11 protein-coding genes are annotated in these 11202 nt (G+C 44.8%); 4 read left to right on the top strand and 7 right to left on the bottom strand.

Going from position 1 to position 11202, the window contains the following annotated elements; all coding sequences use genetic code 11:
- Positions 1 to 100: 100 nt before the first annotated feature.
- The 5 genes from CVP04_RS11595 to CVP04_RS11615 all read right to left on the bottom strand — a co-directional run bounded on the left by CVP04_RS11595 (position 101) and on the right by CVP04_RS11615 (position 7202).
- Complete coding sequence (locus CVP04_RS11595) at positions 101 to 1339, bottom strand: MFS transporter (RefSeq protein WP_207761645.1); 1239 nt, start codon at positions 1337 to 1339, stop codon at positions 101 to 103.
- On the bottom strand, positions 1332 to 2621 hold the full coding sequence (gene purD, locus CVP04_RS11600) for a phosphoribosylamine--glycine ligase (protein ID WP_100297668.1): 1290 nt from the start codon (positions 2619 to 2621) through the stop codon (positions 1332 to 1334). The genes CVP04_RS11595 and purD overlap by 8 nt, the downstream gene beginning before the upstream one ends.
- Positions 2622 to 3165: 544 nt before the next feature.
- Positions 3166 to 4767, bottom strand: a complete 1602-nt coding sequence (purH, locus tag CVP04_RS11605; RefSeq protein WP_100297669.1) for a bifunctional phosphoribosylaminoimidazolecarboxamide formyltransferase/IMP cyclohydrolase — start codon at positions 4765 to 4767, stop codon at positions 3166 to 3168.
- 164 nt (positions 4768 to 4931) lie between these two features.
- Positions 4932 to 5336 carry a DoxX family protein gene (locus tag CVP04_RS11610; RefSeq protein WP_100297670.1) on the bottom strand — a complete coding sequence of 135 codons (405 nt, stop codon included), beginning with the start codon at positions 5334 to 5336 and terminating at the stop codon, positions 4932 to 4934.
- A gap of 120 nt (positions 5337 to 5456) precedes the next feature.
- Positions 5457 to 7202 (bottom strand): protein-disulfide reductase DsbD, encoded by a 1746-nt coding sequence (locus tag CVP04_RS11615; protein ID WP_100297671.1) that lies wholly within the window; start codon positions 7200 to 7202, stop codon positions 5457 to 5459.
- Positions 7203 to 7371: 169 nt separating this feature from the next.
- Between CVP04_RS11615 and CVP04_RS11620 the strand changes: the two genes are divergently transcribed.
- The 3 genes from CVP04_RS11620 to arcA all read left to right on the top strand — a co-directional run bounded on the left by CVP04_RS11620 (position 7372) and on the right by arcA (position 8756).
- Positions 7372 to 7638, top strand: a complete 267-nt coding sequence (locus CVP04_RS11620; protein WP_100297672.1) for a type B 50S ribosomal protein L31 — start codon at positions 7372 to 7374, stop codon at positions 7636 to 7638.
- A gap of 12 nt (positions 7639 to 7650) precedes the next feature.
- Positions 7651 to 7791 carry a type B 50S ribosomal protein L36 gene (ykgO, locus tag CVP04_RS11625; RefSeq protein ID WP_100297673.1) on the top strand — a complete coding sequence of 47 codons (141 nt, stop codon included), beginning with the start codon at positions 7651 to 7653 and terminating at the stop codon, positions 7789 to 7791.
- 251 nt (positions 7792 to 8042) lie between these two features.
- Positions 8043 to 8756 carry a two-component system response regulator ArcA gene (gene arcA / locus CVP04_RS11630; protein ID WP_100297674.1) on the top strand — a complete coding sequence of 238 codons (714 nt, stop codon included), beginning with the start codon at positions 8043 to 8045 and terminating at the stop codon, positions 8754 to 8756.
- Between the two features lie 79 nt (positions 8757 to 8835).
- Here the strand turns inward: arcA and CVP04_RS11635 are convergent, their stop codons facing one another.
- Together CVP04_RS11635 and ubiD are read right to left on the bottom strand one after the other, a co-directional pair.
- Entirely contained in the window at positions 8836 to 9012 is a 177-nt protein-coding gene (locus CVP04_RS11635; RefSeq protein ID WP_100297675.1) for an NF038104 family lipoprotein, read from the bottom strand.
- 45 nt (positions 9013 to 9057) lie between these two features.
- The gene (ubiD, locus tag CVP04_RS11640) at positions 9058 to 10533 is read right to left on the bottom strand and encodes a 4-hydroxy-3-polyprenylbenzoate decarboxylase (RefSeq protein WP_100297676.1); all 1476 of its coding nucleotides are present in this window, start codon (positions 10531 to 10533) and stop codon (positions 9058 to 9060) included.
- A gap of 131 nt (positions 10534 to 10664) precedes the next feature.
- Here ubiD and smpB point away from each other — a divergent pair, with 131 nt between their 5' ends.
- Positions 10665 to 11147 carry an SsrA-binding protein SmpB gene (gene smpB, locus CVP04_RS11645; protein ID WP_100297677.1) on the top strand — a complete coding sequence of 161 codons (483 nt, stop codon included), beginning with the start codon at positions 10665 to 10667 and terminating at the stop codon, positions 11145 to 11147.
- Positions 11148 to 11202: the final 55 nt, after the last annotated feature.

Genomic DNA, 11202 nt, shown 5'->3' on the forward strand with positions numbered 1-11202 from the left:
TTTATGTGCTTTTATATACACTTTTTTTAACTAAAATTCGATGCTTAATTTTCATTGCGGATATGAATTAAATTCATTTAAAGTGCACCGCACTTTTATTTTATTGCGCAATTTTCGGCTTTTCTTCTTTAATCGGCAAATTGCTAATCGCTGCTAAAAAGGCGAGTAACATATCCGCATACCACATATATTGATAATTGCCGAAATAATCCATTGCCAACCCACCCGCATAAGCGCCGAAAAACGCGCCGATTTGGTGGCTAAACAAGGCAAACCCGAATAAGGTCGCCAAATAACGCACGCCGAATAATTTTCCGATAGCGCCGGCGGTGGGCGGCACGGTTGCCAACCACGTTAACCCCAAACCTATTGCAAAAATATAAAATGTTAACGCGGTTTGCGGCATAAACAAATAAATTGCGATCAAGATGACGCGGCTTAAATACATCCAAAATAAAATATATTTGCATAAAAATCGATTCACGCACCAGCCCACAAACAGGCTGCCGACCACATTCGACAAACCGATTAATCCCACCGACCAAGAGGCGACATCGGATTGCAAACCGGCAAGGCTGACTTCAACCGGTAAATGCGTCACCAAAAATACGACGTGGAAGCCGCAGGTAGCAAAAGCCAGATGAATCAGAATATAACTCGGATTTTTACACGCGGTTTTGATCGCTTGCAATAACTTTTGTTCGCCTTCGGCATTGTGATGCGTTTGTTTCGCCGTCACGCCTTTAGTCAAATAAAACGAAAGCGGCAGGCACAATAAACTGATGATCGCCAGCGCATAAAACGTATTATTCCAGCCGATCATCGGTACGGCAATCAAGGTTTGTACCAAGGGTGCGAATAAAAACTGACCGAACGACGATCCGGCGTTAATAATACCGGAAGCCGTTCCGCGCTGTTGCGGCGAAATTTGATTCGCTGTGACACCCATCAATACGGAAAAACTGCCTGCCCCCGTACCGAAAGCAACCAAAATGCCCAAGGTTAGCACCAATCCCCAAGCGGAAATCAACATAGGCACTAGCAACCAACCGAGCACCAATAATAATGTTCCGCCCAACAATACCGGCAGCGCGCCGAATTTATCCGCCAAGCCGCCCATTATCGGCTGCGACAATCCCCACATTAACTGCATTACCGCCAATGCAAAGCTAATTTGCACAATGTTGATTTCCGTATCGGCGGTAATCGGTTCGACGAATAACCCGACGGTTAACCGCATACCCGATGTCACCAATAAAATCGCAGAGGCAATAAAGACGACAAGCCACGCGTTTTTATTATTCGATGACATTGCAAAAGTGCGGTCAAATTTACGCATTTTTCTCTCTTGCCACCGCGCGATAACCGATATCGCGACGATAGAAACGACCGTTCCATTGAATTTGTTCGGCTAATTTTAGTGCTTGTTGTTGCGCATCAAAAACCGTATTGCCTAATGCCGTAGCACAAAGCACGCGTCCGCCGTCGGTCAGTAATTTGCCTTCTTGTTGTTTTACGCCGGCTAAAAAAACTTTTTGATTTTCCACCGCACTTTGCGGAAGTCCTGTGATTTCATCGCCTTTACGATAATCGCCCGGATAACCTTCGGCAGCTAGTACAATACCTAATGCGGCGCGTTCATCCCATTGAGATTGAATTTCATTGAGTTTGCCATCGCAAGCTTTTAGGCAAAGTTCCACCAGATCGGATTTCATTCGCATCATAATCGGCTGAGTTTCCGGATCGCCGAAACGACAGTTGAATTCGATCACTTTCGGCTGACCGTTTTTGTCGATCATCAATCCGGCATACAAGAAACCTTTATACACATTATTTTCCGCCGCCATTCCGCGCACCGTCGGATAAATAATTTGCTCCATTACGCGATCGTGAATTTCCTGCGTCACCACCGGCGCCGGCGAATACGCGCCCATTCCGCCGGTATTCAAGCCTTTATCGCCTTCGCCTACACGTTTGTGATCTTGCGAGGTTGCCATCGGTTCAACATTTACGCCGTCCACCATTACAATAAAACTGGCTTCTTCACCGTCTAAAAATTCCTCAATCACTACGCGACTGCCCGCGTCGCCAAAAGCATTGCCGGAAAGCATATCTTTAATCGCAGCTTCCGCTTCTTCTAATGTCATTGCCACAATCACGCCTTTACCCGCCGCCAAACCGTCGGCTTTCACCACAATCGGCGCACCTTTTTCACGCACATAGGCAAGGGCTTTTTCCACCTCGGTGAAATTTTGATATTCCGCCGTCGGGATATTGTGACGTGCTAAAAAGTCTTTAGTAAAGGCTTTGGAACCTTCTAATTGCGCCGCCGATTGGCGCGGTCCGAAAATTTTTAAGCCGGCTTGTTCGAACGCATCCACCACGCCCACAACAAGTGGCGCTTCAGGCCCGACGATAGTTAAACCGATGTCATTTTGTTGTGCGAATTTCACTAAAGCAGGCACATCGGTCGCTGCAATAGCAACGTTTTCAATGCCGTTTTCCAGCGCCGTGCCGGCATTACCGGGCGCGACGAAGATTTTATCCGCCAGCGGAGATTGTGCGACTTTCCAAGCAAGGGCGTGTTCGCGACCGCCGTTTCCGATGATGAGAATGTTCATTTTTGTGTCCTATTTGCGTGTATAACGCCTTGTTGTTTAAATTAAATCGTGTTTCGCCGGTGGCGCCTTACTTTTTCTTTGCGTTGCCAAAGAAAAAGTAAGCAAAAAGAAGGCAACCCTACTTCGTTGCTTTTTCCTCACTTAAATAAAATTTTTTAACGGAAAATTAGCCTGATGTTCGCTTCGCTCTCGCTCGGCGTAATTTTCCTAAAATTTTATTACGTTCGGGCAACGCAGAAGGGAACCCGTTTTGTTCATTTGCTATATAAAAGTGCGGTGAATTTTTGTAAAATTTTTTAAACGCACTATATGTTAACTGTGATTTAAACCGCCATCTAAGACGCCCGAAATAAATTGAGTTTTTAGGTTAATTTTGTACTGTTTGAACGAAGCGAGTTTACAAAATTAACCGTTAAGAAAATTCAATTTATTTCGGAAAAGCGGCTTAGCAGGCTCGCCTTTCTTTTGGCTACTTTTCTTTGGCGAAGCAAAGAAAAGTATGCTCGCCCGTAGGGCGAAAGCCCGCGGCAGGCGGAATCAACAACTAGTGTCTAAAATGCCGCATTTTAGTTAACACCATCACCATATTATGTTCATCCGCTGCGTCAATCACTTCTTGATCACGCATTGAGCCGCCCGGGTGGATGACGCATTCGATGCCCACTGCGGCTGCGGCGTCGATGCCGTCGCGGAATGGGAAGAATGCGTCGGATGCCATTACGCAACCTTTCACTTCTAAGCCTTCGTCTTGCGCTTTAATACCGGCAATTTTTGCGGAGTAAACACGGCTCATTTGTCCGGCGCCGATACCGATGGTTTGGTTGTCTTTGGCGTAAACGATGGCGTTGGATTTAACGAATTTCGCCACTTTCCAGCAGAATAATAAATCTTTCAATTCTCGTTCTGTCGGTTGACGTTTGCTGACCACTTCAAGATCTTCTAAACCGACCATTCCTAAGTCGCATTCTTGTACCAATAATCCGCCGTTGACTCGTTTGAAGTCTAAGCGTTGTTGTGCAGTCGTCCATTCACCGCATTCCAATAAACGCACGTTTTTCTTCGCTTTAACCACCGCTTGTGCCGCTTCGCTTACGATCGGAGCAATGATTACTTCGACGAATTGACGTTCAACAATAGCTTTTGCCGTGGCTTCATCCAATTCGCGGTTAAAGGCGATAATGCCACCGAAAGCGGAAGTCGGGTCGGTTTGATAAGCGCGATTGTAAGCTTCCAAAATATCCGCACCCAATGCCACGCCGCACGGGTTGGCGTGTTTGACAATTACGCAAGCCGGTTCGTCGAAGGATTTTACACATTCTAGCGCGGCGTCGGTATCGGCGATATTGTTGTAAGAAAGCGCTTTACCCTGTAATTGTTTTGCCGTGGAAACGCTAGCTTCTTTCACTTCTTTTTCCACATAAAACGCGGCTTTTTGATGTCCGTTTTCGCCGTAACGCATTGTTTGTTTGCGGATGAAATTCAAGTTTAAAGTCCGTGGAAATTGACCGCACTTCGCATCTTTATCTTCTTCGTCCGCAGTGAAATAAGGTTTAACTAATTGCCCAAAATAGTTGGCAATCATCGAATCGTATTGCGCGGTGTGTTCAAAGGCTTTAATCGCCAAATCAAAACGAGTTTCCAAAGTTAAGCCGTTCGCATTTTGATCCATTTCCGCCAAAAGCGCATTAAAATCGGCATTATTCACCACAATCGCGACATCTTTGTGATTTTTCGCTGCAGAACGCACCATTGTCGGCCCGCCGATGTCGATGTTTTCCACTGCGTCTTCCAACGTGCAATTCGGTTTGGCAACGGTTGCGGCGAACGGATACAAATTCACCACTACCATATCGATCGGTTCGATACCGTGTTTGTTCATTACGTCGTCATCCGTGCCGCGACGTCCTAAAATACCGCCGTGCACTTTCGGGTGTAAGGTTTTCACCCGTCCGTCCATCATTTCCGGAAAACCGGTGTAATCGGACACTTCAGTGACCGGTAAACCGCTCTCGGCGAGCAGTTTTGCCGTACCGCCGGTGGATAATAATTTAACACCGCGCTGTACAAGCCCTTGGGCAAATTCAACAATTCCTGTTTTATCGGAAACGCTTAACAGCGCTTGACGAATCGGACGATTTGATTGCATTGAACACTTCCTTTACTGAAATATTAAAGATGAATAAAAACCGCGACATTATAACGCAAACGTTTGCTTTTATGTAGTGAAAATAACTTTTTTATAACAAAAAAGCCCGCAAAGTGCGGGCAAAATCTAAGATGGAAATAGAATTTTATTATGTAAAAGGTAAATTAATTTTTTGTTCTTTTGTTATCTAAGGCGAAAGCTCCTGCGCCGGCGAAAACGAAATACAAAAAGACTAATGAATATAATGCAGCTAATTCGCCTTGGTTAACAATCGGTAATAAAATGTTATCCGCCGCGGCGTGAATGCCGAAATAGGCGAATGCCATTTGACCGGATAATAAAAATGCTGTCGGACGCACGAATAAGCCGATGATCAATAACACACCGCCGATGATTTCCAACAATCCGCCGATGCCGTACATTGAAAGCAATTCGACTGCGCCGTTTCCGCCGGTCATTGAAACCGGAAATTCAAAGAATTTCGCCGTGCCGTGTAATAAAAACATATAACCCGCAATAATGCGCAATAGCGCTAATACATAAGGGCTTAATTTTGTGAGTGAATTCATAAAGTGTCCTTTTAAAATAAATCAATGCAAAAATGCTAAGTGAGGCTATGATAGTTTAATCGCTCTCACTTAACAATCGTGAAATCAGAAAAGGACTTTTTACTTTTAAGAAAAAATCACCTAAGGAATAACCCGTTTTGATAACCAATCGGAAAACTCTTGCGCCGACATAAAACCGCTGATGCGCGCAGATTGAATTTCCGCACCTTGTTGATCAAAAAAGATAATCGTCGGCAAGCCGATAACCTTTAGTTTTTCGATCAATTCCGTATTCGCCGGGCTATTTTTGGTCATATCTACTTGTAATAGCAGAATTTTTTCGAACTGACGTCGAACGGTCGGATCGCTAAAAGTATATTTTTCAAATTCTTTGCAGGCAACGCACCAATCCGCATATAAATCCAACATTGCAACGGCGTTCGGGTTAGTTTTGAGTAATTGCTGCAGCTGCGCGTAATCATTCACGCGTTGAAACCGAACCGAAGAAGAAATCGCCGCAGATGGCACCGCACTTTCCCCGCGCGGTTCCGTTCCCCAAAACCACGTTTGCAAAGGTTTCACCGCGATCATCGCCGCAATCAATAACAGGATGCGCAGTGCTTTACCGATGCCGTTTGCGTGCATTTGCCAAGCCGCCCACAGGAAAAACGCCGCGCCCAATAATGCCCATAAGCGGTTTTCCCATTCTTCCGGCAAGACGCGCGATAATAAAAACACCGGCAATGCCAGCATTACAAAACCGAACGCGATTTTAACATTAATCATCCACTCGCCCGATTTCGGTAAAATTTTATTACCGAATAATGTCACCGCAATAAGCGGTAAGCCCATTCCCAAGGCTAATAAATATAAGGTCAAGGCACCCGTCCAAATATCGCCGCTTTGCGCTACATATAATAATGCGCCGGACAATGGCGCCGAGGTGCAAGGCGAAGCGACCAATCCGGCAATCATTCCCATTACGAAAACACCGCCGAACGCACCGCTCTTTTGCGTTTGGCTTAACTGCGTTAATTTGGTTTGCCAAGAAGCAGGCAGCTGTAAAGTGAATACGCCGAACATCGACAACGCCAATAAGATAAAAATCACGGACAACCCGATTAACACCACAGGACTTTGCAACGCCACTTGAAACGGCAAGCCAATTAAGGCGACGATTAAGCCGAGCAGGGTGTAAGTCAGTGCCATTCCCTGCACATAGACAAAACTTAAACCGAATGCATAAAGGGTATTCGGACGCTGATTAGCGCCGATCACAATCGCCGACAACAACGGCAACATCGGCAGCACGCAAGGCGTAAACGCGAGCCCCAAACCTAGCAGGAAAAAGCCCAAAGCGGCATATTTGCTTTCGAATAAACGCGCGGCAAAGGAATCTTGCCCGCCGTTATTCGATGAAAGTGCGGTTATTTTTTCAGAAAAAATATCTTGCGTGGCATTACTTGGTTGATCAAGTGCCGCTAATTGAATAGTTTTCGTTTCCGGCGGATAACAAAAGCCTTTCGTACAGCCTTGATAAGTGACGGATAATACGGCGCTGTTCGCCAATTTCACCGCCGGCACACTCAATGCCAATTTATCGCGATAAATTTCCGTTTCGCCGAAAAATTCGTCTTGATAGGTTTCTGCTTCGGGCAACGCGACGGAATCAATTTTGCCTTGTTCATTTTCCAACAAAATTTCTTTTTTGTATAAATAATACTCCGGCGCAATTTCCCAAGAGAGTTCGACGCCGTTCGCCTGTTGCGTCGCGTTTAAGCGAAAGGCTTTGTCGGCGGTTAAAAATTTGGTTTTATTGCCGAATAAATCGGCATTTGCACCAAAAGCCGTAAAAAGAAAAAGATAAAAAAAGAAAAATTTTTTCATAATAAATACGCGTTCCTAACTAGCTTGCGAGGCATTCTAACACAAATTAACACAAACATTTTCGCTGAAACCTTATTTTTATTAGAAAAATAAGTTTGATAATTATTCTTAATTAGTATAGGATACGCCGAGAATTTATTTTTCATCGCAAAATAAGGAGAATAATACAATGAAAAAAGGCATTCATCCGGAAAATTATCGTACCGTTTTATTCTATGACAGCAACGCCAAAAAAGGCTTTTTAATCCGTTCGTGCGCCCGCACCAATAATACGATGAAATGGGAAGACGGCAAAGAATATCCGGTGTTTATGTGCGATACTTCATCGGCGTCACACCCGTTTTATACCGGTAAATCCAGACAAATCGCCACCGAAGGCCGCGCCAGCGAATTTGCCAACCGTTACGCCAAATTCGGCGCCCTACGGTCGAAATAAGGAGAAAATACGATGCAAGTGTTATCTTCATTAAAAAGCGCCAAAACGCGCCATCCGAATTGTAAAATCGTTCGACGCCACGGTGTCGTTTATGTGATTTGCAAAGAAAACCCGCGATTTAAAGCCCGTCAAGGAGGCAAAAAGAAAAGATAAGTTTTTGTGTGTGTAAGATTGAGCGTTGTTGCTCACCTATCCCTCCGGACTTGACCTCCCGCCGGAGGGATTTTTTATTGAATTTTATCCCGCCAAAATTATGATTTAGATCATAAAATCAAACGCTAATTCAACAAATTTAACATTTCTTACTTGTTACAATAATGTTGCAATTATAAAATGACACACTTAGAATACCTAAGATTAACTAGTTATAAAAAAACACAAAATTCACGAGGGAAGGAAATCAAATGATCACACCGCAAATATTGATCGTTGAAGATGAAGCTATTACTCGGAATACGTTAAAAAGTATTTTCGAGGCTGAGGGCTATGAAGTGTTTGAGGCCTGCGACGGTATTCAAATGCATAAAATTCTGTCAACGCAAGAAATCAATCTTGTTATTATGGACATCAATTTGCCGGGCAAAAACGGGTTAATGCTTGCCAGAGAATTACGCGAAAATACCGATACCGCATTAATGTTTTTAACCGGTCGCGATAATGAAGTGGACAAAATTTTGGGCTTGGAAATCGGCGCCGACGATTACATTACCAAACCTTTCAACCCGCGTGAATTAACCATTCGGGCGCGCAATTTGTTACAGCGCACAATGTCGGAACACAGCAAAGCGCCATCGCAACATATTGATCAATATCGTTTCAACGGTTGGATTTTAGATCTCAACAGCCGTTCGTTGATTAATCCGGAAGGCGAAGAATATAAACTGCCGCGCAGCGAATTTCGCGCAATGCTGCATTTTTGCGAAAACCCCGGAAAAATTCAAACTCGCGAAGAATTATTAAGAAAAATGACCGGTCGCGAATTAAAACCGCAAGACCGAACCGTTGATGTGACGATTCGCCGTATTCGTAAACATTTCGAAGATCATCCGGATACGCCGGAAATCATCGCTACCATTCACGGCGAAGGTTATCGTTTCTGCGGTGACATCGAAAACTAATCGAATTCTTTGATAAACAAAAAGTGCGGTGAAAAAAAGAAAAATTTTCACCGCACTTTTTTATTTTGATTAAAACCGACTAATCGTCATCTCCGTCGGGAATCACAGCATCCACCACTGCACCGGTGGTTTTCACCGCCACTTTGCCGACGGTTGTTGCGGCGTCAACCGCCAAGCCGACCGCCGAGGTGACGATACAACCGCCTAACAGGCTTACGCTTAATCCGATTCCTAACAGGCGAAAAATTAATTTCATACAACATTTACCTCATTGAAAATAAAAAATACCCTTGTTTGACAATTAGTCCTCGGAAAAAATTCCCAGCGCGTGCCAAATTTCATCCACTTTTTTTACCACTGCGTCGTCTTTTCGAATCGGTACGCCCCATTCCCGTTGGGTTTCGCCCTGCCATTTATTGGTTGCGTCAATGCCCATTTTCGAGCCTAATCCGGCAATCGGCGAGGCGAAATCCAAATAGTCGATAGGCGTATTTTCCACAATCGTGCAATCGCGTGCCGGATCGCTGCGCGTGGTAATCGCCCAAATCACATCCTTCCAATCACGCGCATTAATATCGTCATCGCACACAATCACGAATTTAGTGTACATAAATTGACGCAAAAACGACCAAACGCCCATCATCACGCGCTTCGCGTGTCCGGCGTATTGTTTTTTTATCGTCACGATCGCTAAGCGATAAGAACAACCTTCCGGCGGTAAATAAAAATCGACGATTTCGGGAAATTGCTTTTGCAAAATCGGGATAAACACTTCATTCAACGCTTCGCCCAATACCGCCGGTTCATCGGGCGGACGTCCGGTGTAAGTGGAATGATAAATCGGCGCTTCGCGCATTGTGATATGCGTTACGGTAAACACCGGAAAATATTCCTGTTCGTTATAATAACCGGTATGATCGCCGTAAGGTCCTTCCAGCGCGGTTTCGTTCGGGTCGATATAGCCTTCCAACACAATTTCCGCACCGGCGGGCACTTCCAAATCGTTACTGACGGATTTCACCACTTCCGTTTTATTGCCGCGCAACAATCCGGCGAAGGCGTATTCGGACAAACCGTCCGGCACCGGCGTCACCGCGGCTAAAATCGTTGCCGGATCTGCGCCCAACGCCACCGAAACGGGAAACGGCTCGTTCGGGTGCGCCGCTTTCCATTCTTGAAAATCCAACGCACCGCCACGATGAGAAAGCCAGCGCATAATCAATTTGTTTTTTGCGATTAGCTGTTGGCGATAAATGCCTAAATTTTGCCGTTTTTTATACGGTCCGCGGGTAATCGTCAATCCCCAAGTGACCAAGGGCGCCGCATCTTCTTTCCAACATTGCATAATCGGCAATTTATATAAATCCACCTGTTCACCCGAACGCACGATTTGTTGGCAATCCGCTTTGCTCAACACTTTGGTCGGCATATTCAACACTTGTTTGAATTGCGGCAAGGTTTGCCATAAATCTTTAAAGCCTTTCGGCGGTTCCGGTTCTTTCAAAAACGCCAATAATTTACCCACTTCGCGCAAGGCAGAAACTTCTTGCTGCCCCATTCCCAACGCCACGCGCTTTGCCGTACCGAATAAATTGCATAAAACGGGAATGTCATAACCTTTCGGGTTTTCAAACAACAACGCCGGCCCGCCGCGACGCAAAGTGCGGTCGGAAATTTCCGTCATTTCCAAATGCGGATCAATTTCTTGCGTAATGCGTTTTAATTCGCCTTGTTCTTCCAATAAAGCGATAAAATCGCGTAAATTTTTATATTTCATATGCTTATCATCATTAACCGATACTGCCCGCATTGTTATAAAGAATACTTTGTAATGCAAGCCTTTTTGCTATCTTTTTTAATATTAGGTAGAATGAACGCCGATAATAGACATTTAACTAAGAAGAAAAAATGACGAAAAAGAAAGTAAAAGTCGGCTCGAATACCATTGCGTTGAACAAACGCGCGCGCCACGACTATTTTATTGAAGACGAAATCGAAGCCGGACTTTCCTTGCAAGGTTGGGAAGTGAAATCAATGCGCGCCGGCAAAGCCAATATCAGCGACAGCTATATTATTTTTAAACAAGGCGAAGCCTATTTATTCGGTGCGACGATTCAGCCTTTAAGCGTTGCCTCCACACATATCGTCTGCGACCCGACGCGCACGCGAAAATTATTACTTAATCAAAAAGAATTGGCGTCGTTATTCGGCAAAGCCAACCGCGACGGTTTCACCATTGTCGCGCTGTCTTTATATTGGAAAGGCGCGTGGGCGAAGATCAAAATCGGGCTTGCTAAAGGGAAAAAACTACACGATAAACGGGAAGATATTAAAGATCGCGAGTGGAAAGTCACCAAAGATCGCATTATGAAAAATGCGGCGCGCGGTTAAGGATCCCGACGATAAAAATCACACCGAATCAAACTAAAGTGCGGTAAAAAATAAA

The sequence above is a fragment of the Caviibacterium pharyngocola genome, assembly GCF_002795405.1.
In the GTDB taxonomy this organism is placed as follows: Bacteria; Pseudomonadota; Gammaproteobacteria; order Enterobacterales; family Pasteurellaceae; genus Caviibacterium; species Caviibacterium pharyngocola.